Annotated in this window: 24 protein-coding genes and 1 tRNA gene; 12 read left to right on the forward strand and 13 right to left on the reverse strand. The window is 68.1% G+C overall.

Annotation, left to right across the window (positions count from 1 at the left end; translation table 11 throughout):
- Positions 1-26: 26 nt before the first annotated feature.
- From pabB to C438_RS13870, 3 genes are read left to right on the forward strand one after another with little or no spacing between them, the layout of a single operon-like run.
- Positions 27-1,541 carry an aminodeoxychorismate synthase, component I gene (gene pabB / locus C438_RS13860; RefSeq protein WP_049918076.1) on the forward strand — a complete coding sequence of 505 codons (1,515 nt, stop codon included), beginning with the start codon at positions 27-29 and terminating at the stop codon, positions 1,539-1,541.
- Positions 1,538-2,251, forward strand: a complete 714-nt coding sequence (locus tag C438_RS13865; protein WP_004970105.1) for an anthranilate synthase component II — start codon at positions 1,538-1,540, stop codon at positions 2,249-2,251. Before pabB ends, C438_RS13865 begins: the two co-directional genes overlap by 4 nt.
- Entirely contained in the window at positions 2,248-3,201 is a 954-nt protein-coding gene (locus tag C438_RS13870) for an aminotransferase class IV (protein WP_004970106.1), read from the forward strand. Before C438_RS13865 ends, C438_RS13870 begins: the two co-directional genes overlap by 4 nt.
- Positions 3,202-3,222: 21 nt before the next feature.
- Here C438_RS13870 and C438_RS13875 read toward each other — a convergent pair whose 3' ends face one another.
- The 4 genes from C438_RS13875 to C438_RS13890 form a co-directional block, all read right to left on the reverse strand.
- Positions 3,223-3,648 (reverse strand): Rieske (2Fe-2S) protein, encoded by a 426-nt coding sequence (locus tag C438_RS13875; protein ID WP_004970108.1) that lies wholly within the window; start codon positions 3,646-3,648, stop codon positions 3,223-3,225.
- A 211-nt stretch (positions 3,649-3,859) separates the two neighbouring features.
- Positions 3,860-3,934: transfer RNA gene (locus C438_RS13880), tRNA-Met, on the reverse strand.
- 60 nt (positions 3,935-3,994) lie between these two features.
- The gene (locus C438_RS13885) at positions 3,995-4,462 is read right to left on the reverse strand and encodes a GtrA family protein (protein WP_004970109.1); all 468 of its coding nucleotides are present in this window, start codon (positions 4,460-4,462) and stop codon (positions 3,995-3,997) included.
- On the reverse strand, positions 4,455-5,240 hold the full coding sequence (locus C438_RS13890) for a glycosyltransferase (protein WP_049918077.1): 786 nt from the start codon (positions 5,238-5,240) through the stop codon (positions 4,455-4,457). The genes C438_RS13885 and C438_RS13890 overlap by 8 nt, the downstream gene beginning before the upstream one ends.
- A gap of 96 nt (positions 5,241-5,336) precedes the next feature.
- Between C438_RS13890 and C438_RS13895 the strand changes: the two genes are divergently transcribed.
- Complete coding sequence (locus C438_RS13895) at positions 5,337-7,700, forward strand: DUF2298 domain-containing protein (protein ID WP_004970112.1); 2,364 nt, start codon at positions 5,337-5,339, stop codon at positions 7,698-7,700.
- Here C438_RS13895 and C438_RS13900 read toward each other — a convergent pair.
- Entirely contained in the window at positions 7,697-7,957 is a 261-nt protein-coding gene (locus tag C438_RS13900) for an HAH_0734 family protein (protein WP_004970114.1), read from the reverse strand. The two genes, C438_RS13895 and C438_RS13900, sit on opposite strands and share 4 nt — an antisense overlap.
- A gap of 199 nt (positions 7,958-8,156) precedes the next feature.
- On the opposite strand from C438_RS13900, the gene C438_RS13905 reads away from it, so the two are divergent.
- The 5 genes from C438_RS13905 to C438_RS13925 are packed head-to-tail and all read left to right on the forward strand — an operon-like array spanning position 8,157 to position 10,470.
- The gene (locus C438_RS13905) at positions 8,157-8,438 is read left to right on the forward strand and encodes a 50S ribosomal protein L44e (protein ID WP_004044234.1); all 282 of its coding nucleotides are present in this window, start codon (positions 8,157-8,159) and stop codon (positions 8,436-8,438) included.
- Between the two features lie 3 nt (positions 8,439-8,441).
- Positions 8,442-8,636, forward strand: a complete 195-nt coding sequence (locus C438_RS13910; RefSeq protein ID WP_004044235.1) for a 30S ribosomal protein S27e — start codon at positions 8,442-8,444, stop codon at positions 8,634-8,636.
- Between the two features lie 18 nt (positions 8,637-8,654).
- Positions 8,655-9,455, forward strand: a complete 801-nt coding sequence (locus tag C438_RS13915; protein ID WP_004970118.1) for a translation initiation factor IF-2 subunit alpha — start codon at positions 8,655-8,657, stop codon at positions 9,453-9,455.
- Positions 9,456-9,459: 4 nt separating this feature from the next.
- Positions 9,460-9,651: an RNA-protein complex protein Nop10 gene (locus tag C438_RS13920; RefSeq protein WP_004970119.1), complete on the forward strand. Its 192-nt coding sequence runs from the start codon at positions 9,460-9,462 to the stop codon at positions 9,649-9,651.
- A gap of 51 nt (positions 9,652-9,702) precedes the next feature.
- Positions 9,703-10,470, forward strand: a complete 768-nt coding sequence (locus tag C438_RS13925; protein ID WP_004970122.1) for a proteasome assembly chaperone family protein — start codon at positions 9,703-9,705, stop codon at positions 10,468-10,470.
- An 85-nt stretch (positions 10,471-10,555) separates the two neighbouring features.
- Here the strand turns inward: C438_RS13925 and C438_RS13930 are convergent, their stop codons facing one another.
- Positions 10,556-11,455 (reverse strand): PhzF family phenazine biosynthesis protein, encoded by a 900-nt coding sequence (locus C438_RS13930; protein WP_004970124.1) that lies wholly within the window; start codon positions 11,453-11,455, stop codon positions 10,556-10,558.
- A gap of 121 nt (positions 11,456-11,576) precedes the next feature.
- Entirely contained in the window at positions 11,577-11,747 is a 171-nt protein-coding gene (locus C438_RS19745) for a DUF7563 family protein (protein WP_004970126.1), read from the reverse strand.
- A gap of 211 nt (positions 11,748-11,958) precedes the next feature.
- Here C438_RS19745 and C438_RS13935 point away from each other — a divergent pair, with 211 nt between their 5' ends.
- The gene (locus C438_RS13935) at positions 11,959-12,672 is read left to right on the forward strand and encodes a phosphoribosyltransferase (RefSeq protein ID WP_004970128.1); all 714 of its coding nucleotides are present in this window, start codon (positions 11,959-11,961) and stop codon (positions 12,670-12,672) included.
- Between the two features lie 212 nt (positions 12,673-12,884).
- Here C438_RS13935 and C438_RS13940 read toward each other — a convergent pair whose 3' ends face one another.
- Positions 12,885-13,325, reverse strand: coding sequence for a YybH family protein (locus C438_RS13940; RefSeq protein WP_239640690.1), 441 nt, complete (start codon positions 13,323-13,325; stop codon positions 12,885-12,887).
- A 337-nt stretch (positions 13,326-13,662) separates the two neighbouring features.
- Between C438_RS13940 and C438_RS13945 the strand changes: the two genes are divergently transcribed.
- Positions 13,663-14,658, forward strand: coding sequence for an AEC family transporter (locus tag C438_RS13945; RefSeq protein WP_004970131.1), 996 nt, complete (start codon positions 13,663-13,665; stop codon positions 14,656-14,658).
- Positions 14,659-14,703: 45 nt separating this feature from the next.
- The gene (mtnP, locus tag C438_RS13950; RefSeq protein ID WP_004970133.1) at positions 14,704-15,564 is read left to right on the forward strand and encodes an S-methyl-5'-thioadenosine phosphorylase; all 861 of its coding nucleotides are present in this window, start codon (positions 14,704-14,706) and stop codon (positions 15,562-15,564) included.
- A 7-nt stretch (positions 15,565-15,571) separates the two neighbouring features.
- Here mtnP and C438_RS13955 read toward each other — a convergent pair whose 3' ends face one another.
- The 5 genes from C438_RS13955 to C438_RS13975 form a co-directional block, all read right to left on the reverse strand.
- Entirely contained in the window at positions 15,572-16,048 is a 477-nt protein-coding gene (locus C438_RS13955) for a hypothetical protein (protein WP_004970135.1), read from the reverse strand.
- Positions 16,049-16,080: 32 nt separating this feature from the next.
- Entirely contained in the window at positions 16,081-17,220 is a 1,140-nt protein-coding gene (locus tag C438_RS13960) for a segregation and condensation protein A (protein WP_049918125.1), read from the reverse strand.
- The gene (gene smc, locus C438_RS13965; protein ID WP_004970139.1) at positions 17,213-20,908 is read right to left on the reverse strand and encodes a chromosome segregation protein SMC; all 3,696 of its coding nucleotides are present in this window, start codon (positions 20,906-20,908) and stop codon (positions 17,213-17,215) included. Before smc ends, C438_RS13960 begins: the two co-directional genes overlap by 8 nt.
- A gap of 83 nt (positions 20,909-20,991) precedes the next feature.
- A complete protein-coding gene (locus tag C438_RS13970) occupies positions 20,992-21,312 on the reverse strand; it encodes a DUF7518 family protein (protein WP_049918080.1) in 321 nt (106 codons plus the stop codon).
- Between the two features lie 138 nt (positions 21,313-21,450).
- The gene (locus C438_RS13975; RefSeq protein WP_004970143.1) at positions 21,451-22,788 is read right to left on the reverse strand and encodes an amidohydrolase; all 1,338 of its coding nucleotides are present in this window, start codon (positions 22,786-22,788) and stop codon (positions 21,451-21,453) included.
- Between the last annotated feature and the right edge of the window lie 49 nt (positions 22,789-22,837).

The raw sequence follows: 22,837 nt of genomic DNA on the forward strand, positions 1-22,837 counted from the left end.
ACTCGGCGGACGGACTGGTGTGGGTAATGACCGCACCGACCGTCGTCACCGACCGCGACGACTTTCGCGCGGCCGCCTCGGTCGCGCCCGCCGGCGCGCGGGTCCCCGTCGAGGTCCGCGTCGCCGTCTCGGACCCCTTCGACGCCTATCGACGCGCCCGCCGGGACGCGGGTGGCTTCTTCTACGAGACGACCGGCGGGCAACCCGGCTGGGGTGCCTTCGGCGTCGACCCCGCGGAGCGCCTGACCGCTGACGGCCCGACCGACGACGACTGGGGCGACCCCGGCGACGACCCCGCGCCGAGCCTCGCGGCGCTCGAATCGCTCGTCGACTCGGAGACGCTCGTCCGCGGCGACTGCGACGTGCCGTACCCCTGCGGCCTGTTCGGCTGGCTCTCGTACGACGCGGCCCGCGAGCTCGAATCGCTCCCCGAGCAGACGACCGACGACCGGGGGCTTCCGCACCTGCAACTCGGCCTGTACGACCTCGTGGCGTCGTGGGAGGAACCACGCCCCGACGACGGCGAGACGACGCTCCGCGTCACCTGCTGTCCCGCCGTCGAGGCCGACGCTGACCTCGACGCCGTCTACGACGAAGCGCGGGCGCGGGCGACCGACCTCGCCGTCGAAGCTGTCGAGGGCGACCCCGCGCCCGTCTCCGCGCCCGTCGAGACCGACGAGGCGACGTTCGAGAGCGCCTGCGGCCGCGAGGCGTTCGCCGGCCGCGTCCGCGCCGCGAAGCGGTACGTCCGCGATGGCGACACCTTTCAGGCGAACCTCTCACAGCGACTCGTCGCGCCCGCCGCGGTCCACCCGGTGGACGCCTACGCGGCGCTCCGAGAGGTTAACCCCGCGCCGTACTCGGGATTGCTCGAACTCCCCGGCGTCGACCTCGTGAGCGCCAGTCCCGAACTCCTCTTGCGCGTCGAGGGCGACCGCCTCGTCACCGAACCCATCGCCGGCACCCGCCCGCGGGGGGCGACGCCCGAGGAGGACGACGCGCTGGAGGCCGACCTGACGACCGACGAGAAGGAGCGCGCCGAGCACGCGATGCTCGTCGACCTCGAACGCAACGACCTCGGGAAGGTCTCCGAATACGGCTCGGTCGAGGTGACGGAGTACCGCCGCGTGGACCGCTACTCGGAGGTGATGCACCTCGTCTCGCTGGTCGAAGGGACCCGGCGCGAGGGGACCAGCCTCGCCGACGCCGTCGCCGCGGTGTTCCCCGGCGGGACCATCACGGGCGCGCCGAAGCCCCGGACGATGGAGATTATCGACGAACTCGAAGCCACCCGGCGCGGCCCCTACACCGGGAGCATGTTCGCCGTCGGCTTCGACGACCGCGCGGTGCTGAACATCGTCATCCGGACGCTCGTCCGCTTCGGGGACGAGTACCACCTCCGCGTCGGCGCGGGCATCGTCCACGATTCGGACCCCGACAGCGAGTACGACGAGACGCTGGCGAAGGCGCGGGCGCTCGTCACCGCCATCGACGAGGCGCTCGGCGAGCGCGCGAACATGGCCGTGGGGGCAGAGCGATGACGCGCATCCTCGTCGTCGACAACTACGACTCGTTCGCCTACAACCTCGTGCAGTACGTCGGCGAGGCGGTCGCGGAGGCGCGGGATGGAGACGAGAGCGCGGACGAGTGGGTGGACGGAGACGCATCGGACGACGTGCTCGTCTACCGCAACGACGCGGTCTCGGTCGACGACGTGCGCGACATCGACCCGGACGGCATCGTCGTCTCGCCCGGCCCCGGAACCCCCGCGGAGGCCGGCGTCTCGGTGTCGGTCTTCCGCGACCTCGACTACCCTACGCTCGGCGTCTGTCTCGGCCACCAGTCGCTGTGTGCCGCCCTCGGAAGCCCCGTCGGCCACGCGCCCCACGTCGTCCACGGGAAGCCCTCGCTCGTCGAACACGACGGCGCAGGGGTCTTTTCCGGCCTCCCCGACCGAATCGAGGTCGGTCGTTACCACTCGCTCGCGGTCGAACACGACGACGTACCCCCCGAGTTGGCGGTGACGGCCTACACGGTCGCAGAAGGGTCCGAACCCGGCGGTCCCGATACTGACGAGGGCGACGAACCCGCGGTCGTGATGGGCGTTCGCCACCGCGAGAAGCCCCACGTCGGCGTCCAGTTCCACCCCGAGAGCATCCTCACCGACTCGGGGAAAGACATCGTCCGCAACTTCGTCGCGCTCGCCGCGGGCGACGGCCCGGCGGCAGAGGCGTGGGAGGGTGAGCAATGAGCGACCACGAGGTCGGAGTCGGAGACGGCGACGGCGATACCGGTGGGCGGTCGCTTCGCTACCACGTCGATGGCGAACTCGTCCCCGCCGAGTCGGCGTCGATTCCGGTCACGGACCGCGGCTTTCTCTACGGCGACGCGGCCTTCGAGACGCTCCGCGCCTACGGCGGCGAGGTGTTCCACTGGGACGCTCACGCCGACCGGCTCGCCGAGACGTGCGACGCGCTCGGGATGGACCACGGCCTGTCCGACGCCGACCTCCGCGCGCGAATAGACGAGACGCTGGCGGCGAACGGCCTCGACGAGGCGTACGTCAGGCTCTCGGTCACCCGCGGCAGTCAGGGCGGCCGCCTCACGCCAGCCGAGGCGGTGGACCCCCGCGTCGTCGTCATCGTGGAACCGCTCGCCCGCGGCGGCCGCGGCTCCGACCCCGTGTGGGACGGCCCCGCGACGGTCCAGACGGTCAAGACCCGGCGCGTGCCGGACCGCTCGCTCCCCGCGCGGGCGAAGACGCACAACTACCTCAACGGCATTCTCGCCCGCGTCGAACTCCGGGTCACCGGCGCGGACGAGGCGCTCATGCTCGACGCCGACGGCTACGTCACCGAGGGCGCGACGAGCAACCTCTTTTTCGTCGACGACGACGCGCTCTGCACGCCGAGTCTCGACGGCCCGGTCCTTCCGGGAATCACCCGCCGCGTCGTCCTCGACCTCGCCCGACAGGAGGGAATCCCGATTCGGGAGCGACGCTTCACGCCCGACGACGTGCGCGACGCGAACGAGGCGTTCCTCACGAACTCGACGTGGGAACTCCGGCCTGTGGAGACGGTCGACGGCATCCAAGTGGGCGACGGCCCGGTGACGAAACTGCTCTCGCGGCTCTACGACGACTACGTGGAGCGACGCCACTACGGCGGCGGCTCCGGTGGCGACGACGGCGACGAGAACTGAGTCGTTCCGCCGCGCTCGGCCTCAGAACTCGACGTTCGAACTCGAACTCCGGTCGGCGGGGTCGGTCTCGATTTCGCCCTGCCCGACGTAGTCGTACTCGTCGTCCGCGAGGAAGACGTGGTCGCCGTCGACCGTGATTTCGAGGTCGTCGAGCACCGCGCCCTCGCAGGGGCCGTAGTTGCAGTAGCCCGTGTCGGCCTCGAAGTACGCGCCGTGGTTCTGGCAGATGACCTCGCCGTTGCGCATCGGCGCGCCCGAGCCCTTGTCGAGTTTGATGTGCGTCAGGTGCATGCAGTAGTTCAGCCACCCTTGGACGCCGTCGTCGGTGCGCACGAGGATGGCCTCGCGCTCCTCGGCGTCGGCGTCGTCGGCCGCGCGGACCCGAAAGAGAAAGGTCGTGTCGTCGGGCACGTCGCCGACCGCGCAGATTCGTTCGAGGTCGCTCATTGTGCTCTCGTTGGGTCGGGGTCGAAAATCTCCTTCGAAAGCGGTCAACTGGTGGGCGGTCGCTCTTGCTGTGAGAACGGGAGGTAGAGTTGAACCACGCGAATCTCGCTTCGCTCGATTCTCTGGTTCAAACCTACTGAGCTATGAGGCTGACCTCGTGGGTCGCGCCGAGCCGAGACTCGGCGCTCAGGAGTTGAGGTCAGCAAAACCATAGCGGGAGGTAGATTTGAACTACCGATCTCCGGGTTATGAGCCCGGCGGAATCTCCTGGCTATCCCATCCCGCTGAATCAACAAACGAGTCTGCTATTGTTAAGACTTCTGTTTCGGGAGCCGTGTGTCAATTTTCACCGTGAGTCGCGCTGACTCGAACGGGTCGCGACGCGCCACGTGAACAGGCTCTCTGCGACGTAGTTCAGGAGCATCGACGCGCCGATAGCGAGGGGGAGCGGGATGAGTTCCCAGAGGTCGAGCCCGGCGACCGGAATCGACAGCGGCACCTCGCCGAGCGCCCGGACGACGAGCACCTGTACGAGCAGGCCGCCGCTCCGCACGAGGTTGGACTTCACGAAGCGCCGGACCTTCGCGGTGAGCAGGTCCGAACCGGCCCCCGCGAACGTCCAGCGGTCGTTGATGACGAACATGACGATGATTGCGAGCTCCGCGCCCGCGAGCTTCGCGAGTTCGTTGGCGACGCCGAAAAAGACGATGAGGAGACTGCTCAGAGAGAGGTCGAACACCGCGCCGACCGCGCCCACGGAGGCGAACTTGCCGAACCGGACGCCGGACGCGAGTTCCGAGAGGCGGTCAGTCATCCGTGACCTCCGCCGAGAACCGCTCGACGAGGCTCCGCTCGTCGCTCCGAGCGTCGAGGAGTTCGTGGAGGCGGTCCTCGCGGATCGTCCGGGCGCGGTGGCGCGACCGGAGGAGCCCGCGGGCCATCTTGAGCGTCGTGTCGACCGGCGAGACCGTCGAGTTGGGCTGGTCCTCCCAGACGACCGGCACCTCGGCCACGCGGTGGCCGAACGCGCCCGAGACGGCGATGAGTTCGATGTCCCACGCGAACCCCGACTCGTACAGGTGGGTCCGAACGTCGTTCCACGCCGCGGCGGTGACGGCCTTCGCGCCGCACTGGTAGTCGTACAGCGGGACCTCGGTCAGGTGGCGGGCCAGCCACGCGAAGCCGTCGCCGAGGTAGCGCCGCGCGACCGTCTGGTGGGAGGCGACGGTCGCGTTCGGGTGCCGGCGCGACCCCACGGCGAGGTCGGCACCGTCGCGGACGGCGGCGACGACGTCGGCCATCGATTCGGCCGGCGTGCTCCCGTCGGCGTCGGCGAACGCGAGGACGTCCGTGCGGAGCGACTCGAACCCGGCGGTGATGGCCGCGCCCTTGCCGCGGCGGGCGTCGACGGCGTTCACGTCGGCGACGGCGGGGAGGTCGTCGAGGGCGTCGAGCGTCTCTGAACGCGGCGCGTCGAGTTCGACGCGAACCGCATCGGGGTCCAGCGCCTCGACGAGGGCGTGGACGTAGGGGACCAGACGCTCGGGGTCGGGCCGATAGGCGGGGACCACCACCCCGACAGACTGCGACATGCACGACCATTCACTCAATGGGGTAAAAAGCAAACCGCTCTGTGGCGCACCGGCCATCACAAAACGTATTGCATCCGCGGCGCAGTCATCGGACAGATGGAGTACGCCCTCGTTGTCCGGTGGTTACTGCTGTTCGCGGCCCTCTGGGCGGTCGGTCTCCCCCTCTCGGCCCGCCTGTTCCGACGACTTCCGGGCCGCGGTGCCGGGTTCGCCCTCCCCGTCTCGCTCGTCGTCTTGACCCTCCCGGCCTACTACGTCGGCCACTTCTCGTTCGGCCCCGCCGCCCTCGTCGCCGGCGTCGGGACGCTCCTCGTCGCCTCGGCGGTCGCGGGTCTCGACCTCGGCGCGCTCCGCCGCGGCGACCTCCGACTCGCGCCGGGCCTCGACATCGACCGGCGCGCCGTCGCCGACGCGGCCGCGGTGTTCCTCGTCGCCTTCCTGTTCGCCGTGGCGCTCCGGGCGCTCGACCCGGCGGTCCACGCCGGCGGCGGCGAGAAGTTCCTCGACTTCGGCCTCCTCCAGTCGCTCGCCCGCGCGTCGGTCCTCCCGCCGGAGGACATGTGGTTCGCCGGCGAGCCGGTCCGCTACTACTACGGCGGCCACCTCGTGTCGATTCTCCTCGCGCGGCTCACCGCTACCGACCCGTCGTTCGCCTACAACCTCGCGCTCGCCGGCTTCTTCGGCCTCCTCGTCACCGCGGCGTTCGAACTCGGACGGGGCGTCGCGACCGCCGCGGGCGCGAACGGCCGGCTCGCCGGCCTGCTTTCGGCGTTCTTCGTCGGCTTCGCCAGCAACCTCGTCACCGCGGGGCGCTTCCTCCTCGCCGCGCTCCCCGAGGGGCTCCGCCGCCCCGTCGCGCAGGCCGTCGCCGAGCGCTCGCAGTACACCGTCTCGCAGGTGCTCGCGGGCACGTCGAGCTTCTCGTACTGGGACGCGAGCCGCGTGATTCCGGGCACCATCAACGAGTTCCCGCTTTTCGCGTGGCTCAACGGCGACCTCCACGCCCACATGATGGGCACGCCGTTCCTCCTCCTCGCGGCCGGCCTCGCCTTCGCGTACTTCCGGACGCCGGAGGAGGCGGTCGGCGAGCGCCGACTCCTCGTCGCCGCGACGACGCTCGTCGGCGCGCTCCAAGTCATCGTCGACACGTGGAGCTTCCCGTCGGTGTTCGGCGTGCTGTTCCTCGGGACGGTCTTCGCGCCCGCACGCCCGTGGACGTTATTTCCCGGTCGGGAGCGCGTTCGCTCGGTCGTCGGCGACAGCCCAGTCGCCGGTGAAGTGGCCCGCCTCGTCGGCGCGGCCGCGGCGGTCGGGCTCGCGGGCGTCGCCGCCGCCGGCCTCGCCAGTCCGTTCCTCCTCGGCGCGGTCGCGGGCGGGGGAAGCGCCCGGACGGTCGAGCTTCTGTCGCCCGACCAGCGAAGCGGGTTCGGCGCGCTGGCGCTCGTCCACGGGGCGTTCCTCGCGGCGTTCGCGGGCTACTACGTCCGCCGCCTCGGGGGGCAGAACGGACTCGGCGGGCGCGAGTGGGCCGTCCTCATCGGGAGCGTCGCGGCGCTGACCGTCGTCGCGGCCGCCCAGTCGTTTGCCGCGCTCGCGCTCGTCGCGCCCCTCGTCGCCGTCGGCTGGGTGCTCCTCCGGTTCGCCGACGACCCGCGGTTCGAGACGGTGCTCGTCGTCGCCGGCGCGGGCCTCGTGACGCTCGTCGAACTCGTCTACGTGAACGAGCAGGCCGGCCCCGGTCGGATGAACACGGTGTTCAAGACGTACATGCAGGTCTGGGTGCTCTGGGGGAGCGCGATGGGAGCCGTGTTGGCCGGCTTCGTCGGCGACGCGGTCGCCGCGAGCGACGTGTCGCTCCCGAGGGTCGACCTCGGCGTCCGCGGGGGCGCGGTCAGCGCCGTCGGCGTCGGCTTCGTCGTCCTCCTCGTCGCCTCCACGTCGGTGTACGGGGGGCTGGCCGTCGCCGACCACACCGGCTCGCCCAGAGAGGAGGAGACGCTGGACGCGACGGCCTTCGCGGAGTGGCGGCACGGAAACGAGTCGACGGCCATCGCGTGGCTCGACGAGACCGTCGAGGGCAACCCGACGATGCTCACCGCGCCGGGGACGACGTGGTCCGAGACGGTGACAGACGAGCGCGAGACCGTCATGTACGGCTGGCGCGGGAACCCCGAATCGAGCCTGACGGGCGTGCCGACGGTCGCCGGCTGGGCGCACGAAGTCGGCTACCGCGGCCCCGAGGCGTACTACGACCGCGTGCGCGACGTGGACGCGATGTACGTCGGAAACGAGTCGACGCGGGCGCGGCTCATCGAGCAGTACGACGTGCAGTACGTGTGGGTCGGACCGGGCGAGCGCGCCCGCTACGGGGAGATAGAGACGGACGTGGCGTGGCTGACGCCGGTCCACCGGTCGGGGTCGGTCGCGGTCTACGAGGTAGAAGAAGCGAGACTACCTTAGGCCGCGCCGCGCTCGCGGACGACCTCGACGGCCTCGGCGTCGACGCCCTCGGTTTCGAGCCAGTGCGGGACGAACTCGCGCTTTTCGAACGCCTCGCGCTCGTCTTCGGTGCCGACGGTGCACCACAGCTGGACGCGGTCGGGACCGTGCCAGTCGCCCTGTCGGTCGACGGAAAACAGGACGTACTCCTCGCCGTCGTGCTCGATGACGCCGTCGCGCCGGACGCCGGGGTCGCCGTGGATGATGAGCTTCTTCATGTGCCGGGATTGGCACAGTCACCGCTTAATCGCTTCGGCTTCGGACGTGCCCCGCGAGACGGGGGCGTCGCGGTCGTCCCTCTCCGTGGCCTGCCCACACGTAACACGGTGAACGCCCGGTCGCGGCGGGTTCAGGCGCCGCGTCGAACCAAACGGGTTTTAACGGGCCACACCAAAACCCACCACAAGGTCGATATCTATGCAGATGCCACGCCGTTTCAACACGTACTGCCCGAACTGCAAGGGACACCACGAACACGAAGTGGAGAAAGTCCGGACGGGACGCCCGACCGGGATGAAGTGGAACGCCCGTCAGACGCGACGCGGCAAGGCCACTATCGGTAACGCCGGTAAGTTCTCCAAGGTCCCCGGTGGCGACAAGCCGACGAAGAAGACCCACCTGAAGTACATCTGCTCCGACTGCGGCAAGGCCCACATGCGCGAGGGCTGGCGCGCCGGTCGCCTGGAGTTCCAGGAGTAAATCATGGCAGGAAACTTCTACAAGGTCGCGTGTAGCGACTGCGAGAACGAACAGGTCGTCTTCGGAAAGGCCTCCTCGGTCGTCAACTGCGCCGTCTGCGGGACGACCCTCGCCACGCCGACCGGCGGCAACGCCGAGTTCCACGGCGAGGTCGTCGAGACGGTCGAGCGTCGCGACAGCGACGAACTTGAGGCGTAACTCCCTGGAGGACCTCGTATGAAGTACAGCGGATGGCCTGACCCCGGCGAACTCGTCGTCGGAAAGGTAGACGATATCGCGGACTTCGGCGTCTTCGTCGACCTCGAAGAGTACGAAGACAAACGCGGCCTCTGCCACATCAGCGAGGTCGCCAGCGGATGGATCAAGAACGTTCGCGACCACGTCCGCGAGGGACAGACAGTCGTCGCTAAAGTGCTCGAAGTCAACGAGAGTTCCCAGCAGATAGACCTCTCGATCAAGGACGTCAACGAGCACCAGCGCAAAGAGAAGATTCAGGAGTGGAAAAACGAGCAGAAGGCCGACAAGTGGATGGCGCTGGCGTTCGGCGAGGACATCGCCGACGACCGCTACCAGTCCATCGCCGACGCCCTGCTCGCCGAGTTCGAGTCGCTCTACGACGGCTTCGAGCAGGCCGCGATTCACGGTATCGAGGCGCTCGAAGGCGTCGAACTCGACGACGACGAACTCGAAGCCATCGTCGACACCGCGCGTCAGAACGTGTCGGTGCCCTACGTCAACGTCACCGGCTACGTCGACCTGCGCTCGCCCGCGGGCGACGGCGTCGACGACGTGAAAGAGGCCCTGAAGGCCGCCGAGGGCGACGGCGAAATCGGCGACGAAATCGAGCTGTCTGTCACGTACGTCGGCGCTCCCGAGTACCGCGTCAAGGTCAAAGCGCCCGACTACAAGACCGCCGAGACGGAGCTCGAATCGAGCGTCGCTCGCGCCCGCGAGGTCATCGAGGCCGCGGGCGGGACCGCGGAGTACCACCGCGAACGTAGCGGCGACGAAGAGTAATCGCATGAAATCGGACATCCGGGTGTGTAGCGCGTGGCGCGACCGCCACAACCGCCCGGTGTACTCGCTTTCTGAGACCTGTCCGGAGTGCGGCGCACCCACGGAGAACAGCGCGCCCGCCCCGTACAACCCCGAAGACCCCTACGGCGGGTATCGCCGCGCGCGGAAGCGCCGTCTCGCCGAGGAGTCGGAGTAGCCGGCTCCGGCTACCGACGCTCTCTTAACCGGCGCGTCCGCCACTACGTGCATGGACGACATCGAAATCGAGGCTGTCGAGGAGGTCGACCTCACCGACCCCGTGCTCATCGAGGGGCTACCGGGCGTCGGGAACGTCGGCAAACTCGCCGTCGAGCACCTGCTGGAGGAGTTCGAGGAGGCCACGCTGGTCCGCCGCGTCTACGCCGACGTGTTCCCGCCGCAGGTGACCATCGACGAGGGCGTCGCCGAGCTGACTCACGTCGCGATTCACGCCGTCGAGACGCCCGGCGAGGGGCCGGACCTCCTCCTTCTCACCGGCGACCACCAGGCCCAGTCGAACGAGGGGCACTACCACCTCACCGACGCCTTCCTCGACATCGCCGAGGAGTTCGGCGTCGAGCGCCTGTTCGCGCTGGGCGGCGTCCCGACCGGCGAACTCGTCGACGAGCCGTCGGTCCTCGGGGCCGTCGCCGACGAGTCCCGCCTCGACGAACTCGAGGACGCGGGCGTCGAGTTCCGCGAGGACGAACCCGCCGGCGGCGTCGTCGGCGTCTCCGGGTTGCTTCTCGGCCTCGGCGGTCGCCGCGGGCTCGACGCGACCTGCCTGATGGGCGAGACGAGCGGCTACCTCGTCGACCCCCAGAGCGCGCAGGTCGTCATCGAAGTCTTACAGGACCTCCTCGACTTCAGCGTCGACTTCGAGTCGCTCGAAGAACGCGCGGAGGAGATGAAGGAGGTCGCCGCGAAGATTCAGGAGATGCAACAGCAACAGCAGGGAACCATCGCCAGCGACGACGACCTCCGGTACATCGGCTAAGGCCGCGCCGGCGTCGCGGGCCGTCGTCTCTCGTCTCGACGCTTCCTCTTCTCTTCGCGTCTCGTCTCGTTTTCGAACTGAAGTCTCAGGCTTCGATGATGTCGTCGTCTGCGAACTCCGGAACGACGATTTCGCCGTCGAGCGACTGCACCGCCCGGCCGCCGACGCGAATCTCCGCGCCGACCCGCACGCGGACGGTTCCCGGGCGGTCCACGAAGTGGCCCTGTTCGATGCGGAGTTCGTCCGGCACGGAGTCGAACGCGCCGACTTGCCGGAGGTACGCGCCGCAGGCACCGGCGGCGGTGCCGGTCGCGGGGTCCTCGGAGATGCCGATGCCGGGCGCGAAACACCGCGCGTGGAGCGTGGAGTCGCCGTCGATGGCGTCGAAGGTGTAGGCGTAGACGCCCGCCGCGTCGTGTTCGGCGGCGAGGGCGGCGATGGCGGCGTCGTCGGGGTCCGCACCCGAGAGGTGTTCGAGGAAGTTGACCGGGACGACGAGGAAGGGAAGCCCGGTGGAGGCGACCGCGACGGGGAGGTCCGCGCCCACGTCGCGGAGGGCGGCGTCGTCGACGCCGAGCGCCGCCGCGAGGCGGTCGTAGTCGAGTTCGAGCGGGCGCACCGTCGGCGCGTCCTGGGTCATCCACACCTCGCCGAGGTCGCCGAGTTCGATGTCGAGGGTGCCGACGTTCGTCTCCAGCGTGTGCGTGCCCGGTTCGAGTTCGCGCTCGGCCGCGAGGTGGGCGTGAGCCGCGATAGTCGCGTGCCCGCAGAGGTCGACTTCCTGTTGCGGCGTGAAATAGCGGATGCGGCGGTCCGCGGCGGCCGACGAGCAGACGAACGCCGTCTCGCTCGCGCCGAGTTCGGCGGCGACGGCGCGCATCTGTTCCGCGTCGAGGCCGTCGGCGTCGGGGACGACCCCGGCCGCGTTGCCGGACAGCGGTTCGGTCGTGAAAGCGTCGAGGAGGAGGGCGCGTCGGCTATCCATGGAAAGGCGCACTGCACGGCGATGTATCAAACCAGCGGGTCGGCGGTCGAGTCGTGTGAGAAGGGAGGAGGGCGGTACGAGCGGGCGCGGTTCGGGCGCGAGTTGGTCGACCGCGACCGATTCACGCGCGGGTCCACCGGACGCGGCCGCTCGTTTGAGCCGCGCCGTCGCCCTGCATCACTTCGCGCATGTTCATACAGCCGGGACACCCGACGACCTCGTCCATGTCGTTGCCGAAGACGCGGACGAAGTCGCGGGAGACGAACTCACCACAGTTACCACACGTGTGCATTCCTGTTTCACCTACAAATCCGCATACTCCTGCGCTCGATATAACTATGCCCCTTGTTAACATGCGTTAGTGTCCGCCTGAACGACGGATTTCCCGGTTAGTTGTTGAATAACGCCGGTTCGAGCGGTTTTGGCACGCCGACACACGGGCGGGGCGAGTCGTACAGATTAAAGGGCGTCAGGCGCGGCAGTACGCACGGTGAACGGAAGATATGGGCGACCTCCCCGACGAGTTTAACTGTACTATCACGAACTGGGAGTACATCTACGGCCTCTGCCGCGACGTTTCGGACGAGGTCAAGACATCCGAGTTCGAACCCGACGTCATCGTCGCGTTGGCCCGCGGCGGCTGGTTCGCGGGCCGGTGTATCTGTGACTTCCTCGGGCTGGACGACCTGACGAGCCTGAAGATGGAACACTACGTCGGGACGGCCCAGAAGTCGAACGAGCCGGAGGTCCGCTACCCGATGCCGGAAGGGAGCGTCGAGGGCAAAGACGTGCTCATCATCGACGACATCGCCGACACCGGCGGCTCCATCAAGCGCGCACACGAGTACGTCAACGAGCGCAACGCGGGCGAGGTCCGGACCGCGACGCTCCAACTCCTCCAGACCAGCGAGTTCGAACCCGACTACGTCGGCGAGCGCCTCGAAGCGTGGGCGTGGGTCGTCTACCCGTGGAACTTCATCGAAGACATGATAGACCTCACCTCGGGCGTCATGGCGAAAGCCGACGACGACACGTTCGAACTCGAAGACGTCCGCCACTACCTCGCGGAGTTCCACGACGTGGACCGCATCGAGATGGAGATCGCCCAACCCGACCGGATGCCGGAAGTCATGTCCGAGATGGAGCGCCGCGGCTACGTCGAGTCCACCGGCGACGGCGCGTGGCGACTCCTCGAAAACGACGGCGTCGGAGCCTGAACGCGGGGTCGCTCGCTCGCTCCGGCCTCGTTCGACTGCTTCGACGCTGTTGAATTCTCTTGAGGTCGACAGGGCGAGTGTGACTCAGACGGCGGATGTAGTGCGCAGTTGCGACCGCCCGTAGAGACGCCGTCGCGGCTCACGGGCGAAAACAGGACCGGATGTCGGGCGAAGCGGCCGTCGAATCGTACGGACGTCCGGCGGTCGGTCGCTCAGGCACCCATGTTCGCCACTTTCTCGGCGAACTCGGCGTGGAGGTCGGCGTGGTGATGGACGACCTTCCAGTCGCCTTTCTCCTTCCGGTAGACGTTGGTCGTCCGGCCCTCCAGAGACATCGGTTCACCCGCAAACGTCCACGACACCGACTCAGTACAGAGTTCGTACGCGGCGTCGCCGATGACGCGGATGGCCTGGTCCGACCGGGTGACCGTGCCATCCGAACTCGCCGATGCGACGCCGGCGAAGGACCCGGAGACGGCCTCCCATCCCGTTTCCCGCCCACCGATTGGATGCATGGTCGTCACGTCGTCCTCGTGTGACCAGATGTCCGCCATGGAGTCGGCGTTCCCGTTCGCCATCGCTTCTAGTGCCCCGTAGAACTGGTCGGATGCGGCTCGGACGTCGTCTTCGGCTGCTACGCGTTTTGTAGACATTACAAACCTCACCGTAACGACGACTCCTGAGCATATATACTAAATCGATGATATTTCGTACGGTCAGCTATTTCGGACGTTTAGCCGGTTCGACTCCGACGGCTCGTTTCGGCAAGAACGAGACAGAGAGGCTGTACACGCCGGTAGCAGACTGTTCGCACGGACACTGGACACAAGACTCGCACCGGGAATTCAGCACAGCCTCGATAAGCTATCATCAGACGAGAATTTCAACAGGACCACGTATCCGGCCGCTTCGACCGTCTGCTTCGACGTCCCTCCGACCCCTCACAGTCGCCCACCGCCCGGTCTCGCCCGAAGCGAAACGTTCGTTTGCGTGACGCTCGTCGGCACGCGCATGTCGCTGTTTTCTATCTTCGTCAGCGCGCTTCTCCCGATTCTCGCCATCGGCGCGGTCGGCTTTCTCCTCGGCCGCGTCCGCGACGTGGACCCCGAGCCGCTCAACACGGTCACGGTGTACGTCCTCGCGCCGGTGCTCGTGTTCTACAGCCTCGCGACGACCGAACTCGCCGGAGAGACGCTGGCGACCATCACCGCCGGCGTCGTCGCCTACCACGTCGCCATGCTCCTCGTCGCGGGCGGCGTCGCCCGGCTCGCGGGCGTCTCCGAGCCCCTCCTCGGCGCGCTCGTTCTCGTCGCCGCCTTTCCGAACTCGGGGAACTACGGCATCCCCGTCAGTTCGTTCGCCTTCGGCGACACCGGCCGCTCGACGGCCGTCGTCTACCTCGCCGTCCAGAGCGTCCTCATCTACACGTTAGGCGTGTACATCGCCGGTCGCGGGGCCGACCGCGACGGCGGCGCGCCGGGGTGGCGCGTCGGCCTCGAACGCATCGTCCGCATCCCGCTCGTCTACGCCGTCGTCGCCGCGCTCGCGGCCCGCTGGCTCGGCGTCGTCCCGCCGACGGGCGTCCCCGCGATGGAGACGCTCAGGCTCGTCGGCGACTCGTCGATTCCGATGATGCTTCTCATCCTCGGCATCCAGCTCGCGGGAGCCGACCTCGGCTCGACGCTCTCGGAGGTCGGCGTCGTCGCCGCGCTCAAGATAGTCGTCGCCCCCGCGGTCGCGGTCGGCGTCGCGCTCGTCGCCGGCTTCGGCGACCCGACGGTCGCGCGGACGTTCGTCCTCGAATCCGCGATGCCCGCCGCGGTCACGCCGCTCATCCTCGTCGCGGAGTTCGGCGACGCCTCGGGGACCGGCTCGGCCACCTCGCTCGCGGAGTTCGTCTCCGCGGCCGTCTTCGCGACGACGCTTCTCAGCGTGCCCGCGCTGTCGGTGCTCATCTACCTGTTGAACCACGGCGTCGTGGTGTAGCCCCGGATTCGCCACGATTTTGTGCGCTCTGCCCGACCTTCGAGTATGAAAATCGGATTCATCGGTGGCAGTGGTATCTACGAGGCGCTCCCGCTGGAGAACACCCGCGAAGAACCCGTCGAGACGCCGTTCGGCGAGCCCTCGACGACGCCCGTCGTCGGCGAGTTCGGCGACACCGGCCGCGAGGTCGTCTTCCTCCCGCGACACGGCCCGGACCACCAGCACTCGCCGACGACGCTTCCCTACCGCGCGAACATCTTCGCGCTCAAGAAACTCGGCGTCACCCACGTCCTCGCCAGCAACGCCGTCGGGAGCCTCAAAGAAGACCTGCCGCCCCAGACGCTCGTCGTCCCCGACCAGATTTACGACCGCACGAAACACCGCCCGCTTACGTTCTTCGACGAGGGCATCGTCGTCCACCAGCCCTTCGCGATGCCGTACGACGAGGAACTCGTCTCCATCCTCGCCGAGGCCGCCGCGGAGGCGACCGACGCGCAGGTCCAAGAAGGCGGCACCTACGTCTGCATCGAGGGGCCGTCGTACTCCACGAAGGCCGAAAGCGAGCACTACCGCGCGCAGGGCTGGGACGTCATCGGCATGACGACCATCCCGGAAGCCAAACTCGCCCGCGAGGCCGAGATGGCCTACGCGACCATCACCGGCGTCACCGACTACGACGTCTGGAAGGAAGACAGCGAAGTCACCCTCGACGAGGTGCTGAAGAACGCCGCCGCCAACGAGGAGGCCATCAAGGAGACCGTCGAGGCCGCCATCCGCAAGATTCCCGACGGCCACGAGACCGACAGCCACTCCGCGCTCGACGGGACCATCAACACGCCCGACGACGCCATCCCCGCCGAGACGAAAGAAAAGCTCGCGCCGCTCATCGACCAGTACGTCGACTGAGCCGGCCTCAGTCGTTCAGTTCTGCGGATTCCCCCGAGTCGTCCTCCGACTCCGCGACCTCGGTTTCGCCACGCGCCGCCTCGTCGGTCGGCGAGAACTCGACCGCGTGACAGCCCGCGCAGTACTCGTTTTCGCCGCTGTCGGTCGTCGCGAGCGGGACGCCCGCGACGACGAACTGCGTGCTGAACTCCCGGACGACGCCTCGGTCGTCGGCCTCGCCGCAGACGACGCACTCGCGGACCGACCCCGGCGACGTGACCACCTCGCGGACGCGACCGAACGAGGTCGGACTGTACGAGACGTAGCCGGGGACGTAGCAGTGCAACCAGAAGATGGGAAAGAAAAACAGGAGCGCCCACGTCCAGATAGCCGACTGGGGGAACAAGATAGCCGCCGCGAGCGCCGCGAACAGCGTCGACGTGATAAGCGAGACCGCGACCGTCAGCCGTCTGAGCGTGCTGGAGAGCAGGGTCGGATGGGGCACGACCGAGACTGACGGCTGGTCGGATAAAATAGCTAGTCGTCCGCGATGGCCTCGGCTTCGAGTTCGGGGTCGTCGGCGTCGTCACCGTCGTCGGCGGCGGCGTCGGGACCGCGGTCGACCGCCTCCGGGTCCGCTCTGTCGGCGTCCGCCGCGTCCGAATCGACCTCCGACCCCGCGCCGGGGTCGGCGTCGAACACCTCGGGGTTCCGAATCCAGAGGTCGCCGAACAGGTCGTCCTGCTTGAGGTAGACCGTGCCCCGGTGGGACAGAAACAGGAGCGCGAGGTAGGTCGTCATCACGGTGTCGGCCACGTCGCGTATCTCGGCGAACAGCACCTCGTCGCGGCCCTTCTCGTAGTGGGTGGCGAGCACGTCGCCGACCGCTTCGACGACCGCCTCGATGTCCTCGTTGTGGGCGGTCCCCGTCACGTCGTCTTCGGTGGGTTCGCCCGCGCCGCGCATCTCGCCGGGCGTGTGGTAGTCGAGCGTCTGCGTTCCGCGGGAGAAGCCGCGCGGCGACTCGGAGGTGTCGTACTCGCGGCGGCGCTTCCACCACGACCCGCGTTCGACCTCCCGGAGTTCGCGGACGAGTTCGTCCAGCGTCTCCGGCGACCCGCGGGCGTTCTTGCGTTCGAGCCGACGGTCCATCTCGTCTTCCAGCGCGTCGATGGGGTCGAAGCCGGGTTGCCCGCCGCCGTCGCCGGGGTCGCCGGGGTGGCCCTCGTCGCCGCCCTGTAGCGCGAGTTCCCACGGTTCGAGTTCCTCCTCGTCGGGTTCGTCCGGCGCGAGGAGTTCGTCGGACTTCATCCGAAGGAGAACGCTCGCGTAGAACAGCGCCCGGCCGGTCGTTCGGAGGTCCATCGCGTCGAGGCGATTCAGGAAGGCGTCCGTGACCTCCACGATGTCGATGTCCCACGGGTCGATAGTCCCCTCCTTGGCGAGTTGGACGAGGAGTTCGACCGGTTCGACCTCGTCGTCGTCGGTCTCCGAGACGTCCTCGGGAAGCACCTCGTCCATCGCGTCGGGTTCGGCGGGGGCGGGAGAGCCGTCAGGGGCGGCGTCCGAAGCGGCGTCGTCGCCGGCGAACGAGAAGACCGCGTCGTCGTCGCTGTCGCTCGCGTCGCGTTCGCCGCGCCCGCGGGAGAGGTTCAGTTCGGGAATGTCGTCAGTCATCCGCCGGAACCTCCGCTTCCACGTCGGCGTCGGCCTCGCCGTCGTCACCACCGTCCGCGTCATCGGAGTCGTCGCCGCCGCTGTCGTCGCCGCCCGACCCGTCCGCGTCGCTTCCGTCGCTTCCGGCCTCGTCGCCGCCGAACTGGATGCCCGTGACGGCGCTGACGTTGTCGCCCTGCATCGTCACGCCGATGGCGCGCTCGGCGCGTTCGAGGAGCGCGGAGCGGTGCGAGACGACGACGAACTGCGCGTCGCCCGCGAGGTCGTCGACCATCTGACCGACGCGCTCGGCGTTCGCGGCGTCGAGGAAGGCGTCCACCTCGTCGAGCGCGTAGAACGGCGCGGGATTGTGCCGCTGGATGGCGAAAATGAAGGCGAGCGCCGTCAGCGACTTCTCGCCGCCGGACATGGCGTCGAGGCGCTGGATGGGCTTGTCGCCCGGTTGGGCCTTCATCGTCAAGCCCTCCTCGAAGGGGTCTTCGGGGTTCTCCAACTGGAGGTGGCCCGTCCCGTTCGACAGGCGCTCGAAGATGTCGGTGAAGTTCTCGGCGATGGCGTCGAACGACTCCATGAACGTCGCCTTCTTCTGGGACTCGTACTGGTCGATGCGGTCGGCGATGGCGTCGCGCTCTTCGACCAGCACGTCGCGGCGCTCCCGGAGGTCTTCGAGGTCGGCTTTCACGTCGTCGTACTCGTCGATTGCGAGCATGTTGACGGGTTCGAGCGCCTCCATCTCCTCGGTGAGGCGCTCGATTTCGGATTCGACGGTGTCGTGGTCGGGAATCTCCTCGGGGTCGTAGTCGCCGACCTGCGACTGGAGTTCGTCGATTTCCCACTCGAGGCGCTCGGCGGCCGAGCGCATGCTTTCGAGCTTCGATTCGACCGCGTTCACCCGGTCTTTCTTCTCGTCGCGGGCGCTCCGGGCCTCGCGGAGGTCGTCCTGTAGCTCCGTGCGGTCCTCCTTGAGGTCGACCAGTTCCTCCTCGAGTTCGGCGACCGCCTCGCGCTTGGCTTCGAGGTCGCCCTCGCGCTCCTCGATTTTCGACTCCGCCTCGGAGATGGAGTTTCGGGCCTCAGCCTTGCGGTTCTGGGCGGCCTCGACCGTGTCGTGGAGGTCGTCGACCGCGTCTTCCGCGTACTGCTTTTCGAGCTGAACCTCGTTGAGCCGGCCGTCGAGCGTGGACATCCGGTCTTCGAGGTCGTCGATGTCCGCGCGAATCTCGTCGGCGCGGGCGGTGAGCTTCGGAATCTCGGAGTCCGCGAGCTCGGTCTCGATGTCCTCGATTGCGGCCTCGACCGTCTCGATTTCGTCGTCGAGGTCGGCGATTTCGTCGTCGAGGTCGGACATCTGTTCGTCCACCGACTCGCGTTCGGACTGGAGTTCGTCGAGGCGGTCGTTCAGCCGGTCGATTTCTGCTTCGGCGTCCTCGATATCGCCTTCTGCGTCCTCGATTTCGCGCTCGATTGTCCGGACGCGGTCGGCGGCGTCGGAGGCCCGCCCGCGGGCGTCGTCGAGGTCGTCGTCGATGTCCCGAATCTCCTCGTTGAGCGAGCGACGGCGGTCTTCGAGCTTGGTAATCTCCTTGGCGAGGCGTTCGAGTTTGCCCTCGCCGGACTTCGAAAACGAGTAGCGAGAGCCGCCGCCGGAGCCGCCGGTCATCGCGCCGGAGCGCTCCACGAGGTCGCCGTCGAGGGTGACCATGCGGTAGTCGCCCATCAGGTCGCGGGCGGTCTCCATGTCCTCGACGACGAGCGTCGACCCGAGGACGTACGAGAAAATCGACTCGTACTGCGAATCGTAGTCGACGAGGTTGCGCGCGAAGTCCACGACGCCGGGGCGGTTCGGCTTGCGCGGGAGGCCCCGGTTGTCCATCTTCGTGATGGGCAGGAACGTCGCGCGACCCGCGTTGCGGGACTTCAGGTGGTCGATACAGGACGACCCGACGCCGTCGTCGTCGACGACGACGTTGGCGAGGCGACCGCCGGCGGCCGTCTCGCAGGCTTTCGCGTACTCGCCGTCGACCGAGCCGAGTTGGCCGACCGCGCCGTGGACGCCGGAGATTCCGGCGTTGAGGATGGTCGTGACGGCGCGGGGCCACGAGTTGTCGCCGTCTTTGCCGGCGCGGGCTTCGAGGCGGGCGTACTCGGACTGCTTGGTCTGGAGTTCGTCCGTGACCTCCGAAAGCTCGTCGTTCAGGTCGGCCTTCTCGGCCTGCAGGTCCTCGATGACGCCGTCTATCTTCGCCTTGTTCTTCTCGGCGGTGTCGAGTTCGCTGTGCAGGTCGGAGATTGTCGCTTTCAGTTCGGGGACGCGCTCGCGGGCGCGTTCGAGTTCGTCCCGCGTCTCCGAAATCTGGTTCGAGCGGCGGCGCGCGTCGTCGAGCAGGCGGTCCTTGGCGCGCTGGCGGTCGTTCTTCTCGTCTTTGAGCTCGTCGAGCGTCTCCTTTCTCGCCGCGAGTTCGGACTTCAGCTCGTCGAACTCGGTGTCGACCGAGTCGATTTCGGCCTGCACCTCGGAGAGTTCGACCCGCTTCGACTGGATGTCGCTTTTGACCGACGCCTTCTCGACTTTGACCTCGCGGACGTCGTCTTCGAGGTCGTCTATCTGCTCTTGCTTGCGGTCGATGTCGATAAACGCCTTGCGGCGCTCGGCCTCGGCGTCGTCGCGCTTTTCCTCGGCCGCTTCGATGGCGTTCTCCAGCCGGGAGATGTCGCCTTTTATCTCCTCCATCTCCGACTTGATGCGGAGCTGTTCGTCCTCGCCTTTCCGCTCGATTTCGCGGGTGAGGTCTTCGAGGTCCTCTTCGAGGCGGGTGACCTTCCCCTGTCGCTCGTCGAGTTCGGCCTGCAACTCTTCGAGGTCGGCCTCGGTGGACTCGATGCGCGATTCGGTCCGCGAGAGGTCGTCGCGCTTGTCTTCGAGTTCCGCGGCCTTCAGGTAGCCCTCGTACTCCCCTTTCTCCTCGCGGAGTCCCTTGTAGGTGAGCGCGGTCTCGCGCTCGTCGGCGAGCTGGTCGAGGCGCGTCTCCTTTTCCTCGATGCGGAGGTCCGCCTCGTCGACGCGCTCTTCGACCGCCTCCAACTCCTCGAAGGCGGCGTCTTTCTTCTCGTCGAACTCGGCGACGCCCGCGATTTCGTCGATGATGCCCCGTCGCTGGTAGGGCGTCATGTTGATGATTTCGGTCACGTCGCCCTGCATGACGACGTTGTAGCCCTCGGGGGTGATGCCCGCCTGCGCGAGCAGGTCCTTGATGTCCGAGAGGTTGACCGAGCGCTCGTTGAGGTAGTAGTACGAGTAGTAGTTGTCCGGCGTCTCCTTGACGCGGCGCTTGATGGTTATCTCCTCGGCGTTTCCGACCTTGTCGGTCCCGGCGGCGTTGACGACCTGCGAGCGGTCGAGCGTCCCCTCGGAGTTGTCGAGGACGACCGTGACGCTGGCCTCTTTGGGCTGTTTCGCGGCCTCGTCGCTCCCGTCGGCGTGACCGGGGTTGTAGATGAGGTCCGTCAGCTTCTCGGCGCGAATCCCGCGGGTTCGGGCGAGGCCGAGCGCGAAGAGGACGCCGTCGATGATGTTCGATTTTCCGGAACCGTTCGGGCCCGTAACGACCGTGAAATCCTCGTAGAACGGGATGCGAGTCGGCCGCCCGAAGCTCTTGAAACCGTCAAGGACGAGCTCTTTGATGTGCATGGGTTGGTGTTCGCGCGGGCGACGCCCGCAGGTGGAGCGCGCCGCATGAACACGGGGCGCGCTCGCTCGGACGGCGCGCCCGATTACGCGACGATGATGTCGTCGTCGGGCGTCTCGCCGTCGCCTTCGTCAGTCTCGTCGGCCTCGTCGGGTTTAGTCTCATCGCCGTCGGCCGACGCCACCTCGTCGGCTTCGGCGGTCTCCGCAGTGGCGTCCGCGGCGGAGTCGTCTTCGGTCTCCCAGTCGCCGCGACGGGTCGCGGCCCGCGAGGGGACCTCCACGTCGTTGGCGTCTTCGAGCTGTCGAAGCCGTTCTTTGGTCTCGACGAGTTCCTCGGTGAGCCCGTTCACGGCGGCCTGCAGTTCTGCGACTTTGGATTCGAGTTCGTCCACCCGGTTACTCATGGGTAACATAGCCCCGCGCGTGAGACATAAATGTGCGTCAGACAATCACCGAAAATGTGATACGTGTGCGGGTGGGGACGCCCCCGGACCCGCGTCGTCGGTCGCTCTGGGCGTCGCCGGCCTGCCGTCGGCGGGCGCTCAGTCGCGGTACGATTCGGTCGTCGTCGCCCGGAGCGACCGGACCGCGTCGAGGTACTCCTCGCGGCCGCGCTTTTCGGCTTTCGCCTCGCGGACCGCCGCCATCGCCTCGTGGCTGGTGAGCAGGTCGACCAGCGTGCAGGCGGTGAGTTTCGCGGGGATGACGTAGGCCATCTCCTCGTCGACGACGCGGAAGTCGCGGGCGTGGACCGCGCCCTCGAAGCCGCCGGTCCACGGGTGGATGCCGGGGACGAGTTGCGTGATGTCGCCCATGTCGGTCGACCCCGAGAGGTGCGGCGACCCCTCCGTGACCGCGTCGGGGCCGACGATGTCGCGGGCGTTCTCGTCGTAGAACGCGACTATCGTCTCGTCGGTCCGAAGCGGCATGTAGCCGGGGTAGTCCTCGATTTCCACGTCGCCGCCGACGCCCATCGCGCCGGCGGCGAGCGCCCGGTTGACCGACTCGTTGGCGTCCGCGACCGCTTCGACCGAGGCCGCGCGGACGTACGACTCCATCGTCACCTCGGCGGGGACGACGTTGACGCCGTCGCCGCCGCGGGTGATGATGGGGTGGACGCGGACGTGGTCCTCGTCGCGGAAGCGCTCGCGCTGGGCGTGGACCGCGTTCATCCCGAGCATCGCGGCGTTGAGCGCGTTGACGCCCTCTTCGGGGGCCGCGCCGGCGTGCGCCTCGGTCCCGCGGTAGGTGACGAACTTGCCGACGAAGCCGTTGGTCGAGAAGTCGCTCGTAATCGTCCGCTCGGGCGTGTCACTGCCGGCGTGCATCATCGCGGCGGCGTCCCAGTCGTCGACGTAGCCGCGGCGGATGAGTTCCTGCTTGCCGCCGAAGAACTCGATGTCGCCGGCTTCGAGCAGGTCGCGCCGGTAGTCGAGGTCGAGGTACTCCTCGGCCGGGACGGCGACGAATTCGACCGCGCCGTCGAGGTCGTCGACGACGCCGCTTCCGACGAGGCCGAAGGCGGTGCCCACGAGGTTTGCGAGTTGGGCGTTGTGGCCGCAGGCGTGGACCGCGCCGGTCTCGGGGTCCGCGAGCGGGTGGTCCGGGTTGACGAGCGCGTCGAGTTCGCCGAGGACGGCCGCGACGAAGTCACCGGAGCCGGCGCGGGCGCGAGCGCCGGTAATCGCCAGCTCCGTCTCCACGTCGAGGTCGAGGTCTTCGAACAGCGAGACGACCTTCTCGGTGGTCTTCACCTCCTTGTAGCCGAGTTCCGGTTCGGCCTGCACGTCCTTCGCGAAGGCGATAATCTCGTCCGCGCGGTCGTCGATGGCGTCGCAGACGCGGGCTTTGAGGGCCGCGGTTCGGTCGTCGCCGGTCATCGCGTCTCACTCCGGCGCGCGCGGCGGTCGGTCGCGGAGGTTGTGGGGG

Source organism: Haloferax denitrificans ATCC 35960 (genome assembly GCF_000337795.1).
GTDB classification, from domain to species: Archaea; Halobacteriota; Halobacteria; order Halobacteriales; family Haloferacaceae; genus Haloferax; species Haloferax denitrificans.

Bases quoted from the DNA above. Each gene is read 5' to 3' on its own strand.
- pabB (WP_049918076.1), top strand. From the start codon at position 27: ATGACCGCACCGACCGTCGTCACCGACCGCGACGACTTTCGCGCGGCC.
- C438_RS13865 (WP_004970105.1), top strand. From the start codon at position 1,538: ATGACGCGCATCCTCGTCGTCGACAACTACGACTCGTTCGCCTACAAC.
- C438_RS13870 (WP_004970106.1), top strand. From the start codon at position 2,248: ATGAGCGACCACGAGGTCGGAGTCGGAGACGGCGACGGCGATACCGGT.
- C438_RS13875 (WP_004970108.1), bottom strand. From the start codon at position 3,648: ATGAGCGACCTCGAACGAATCTGCGCGGTCGGCGACGTGCCCGACGAC.
- C438_RS13885 (WP_004970109.1), bottom strand. From the start codon at position 4,462: ATGACTGACCGCCTCTCGGAACTCGCGTCCGGCGTCCGGTTCGGCAAG.
- C438_RS13890 (WP_049918077.1), bottom strand. From the start codon at position 5,240: ATGTCGCAGTCTGTCGGGGTGGTGGTCCCCGCCTATCGGCCCGACCCC.
- C438_RS13895 (WP_004970112.1), top strand. From the start codon at position 5,337: ATGGAGTACGCCCTCGTTGTCCGGTGGTTACTGCTGTTCGCGGCCCTC.
- C438_RS13900 (WP_004970114.1), bottom strand. From the start codon at position 7,957: ATGAAGAAGCTCATCATCCACGGCGACCCCGGCGTCCGGCGCGACGGC.
- C438_RS13905 (WP_004044234.1), top strand. From the start codon at position 8,157: ATGCAGATGCCACGCCGTTTCAACACGTACTGCCCGAACTGCAAGGGA.
- C438_RS13910 (WP_004044235.1), top strand. From the start codon at position 8,442: ATGGCAGGAAACTTCTACAAGGTCGCGTGTAGCGACTGCGAGAACGAA.
- C438_RS13915 (WP_004970118.1), top strand. From the start codon at position 8,655: ATGAAGTACAGCGGATGGCCTGACCCCGGCGAACTCGTCGTCGGAAAG.
- C438_RS13920 (WP_004970119.1), top strand. From the start codon at position 9,460: ATGAAATCGGACATCCGGGTGTGTAGCGCGTGGCGCGACCGCCACAAC.
- C438_RS13925 (WP_004970122.1), top strand. From the start codon at position 9,703: ATGGACGACATCGAAATCGAGGCTGTCGAGGAGGTCGACCTCACCGAC.
- C438_RS13930 (WP_004970124.1), bottom strand. From the start codon at position 11,455: ATGGATAGCCGACGCGCCCTCCTCCTCGACGCTTTCACGACCGAACCG.
- C438_RS19745 (WP_004970126.1), bottom strand. From the start codon at position 11,747: ATGCACACGTGTGGTAACTGTGGTGAGTTCGTCTCCCGCGACTTCGTC.
- C438_RS13935 (WP_004970128.1), top strand. From the start codon at position 11,959: ATGGGCGACCTCCCCGACGAGTTTAACTGTACTATCACGAACTGGGAG.
- C438_RS13940 (WP_239640690.1), bottom strand. From the start codon at position 13,325: ATGTCTACAAAACGCGTAGCAGCCGAAGACGACGTCCGAGCCGCATCC.
- mtnP (WP_004970133.1), top strand. From the start codon at position 14,704: ATGAAAATCGGATTCATCGGTGGCAGTGGTATCTACGAGGCGCTCCCG.
- C438_RS13960 (WP_049918125.1), bottom strand. From the start codon at position 17,220: ATGACTGACGACATTCCCGAACTGAACCTCTCCCGCGGGCGCGGCGAA.
- smc (WP_004970139.1), bottom strand. From the start codon at position 20,908: ATGCACATCAAAGAGCTCGTCCTTGACGGTTTCAAGAGCTTCGGGCGG.
- C438_RS13970 (WP_049918080.1), bottom strand. From the start codon at position 21,312: ATGAGTAACCGGGTGGACGAACTCGAATCCAAAGTCGCAGAACTGCAG.
- C438_RS13975 (WP_004970143.1), bottom strand. From the start codon at position 22,788: ATGACCGGCGACGACCGAACCGCGGCCCTCAAAGCCCGCGTCTGCGAC.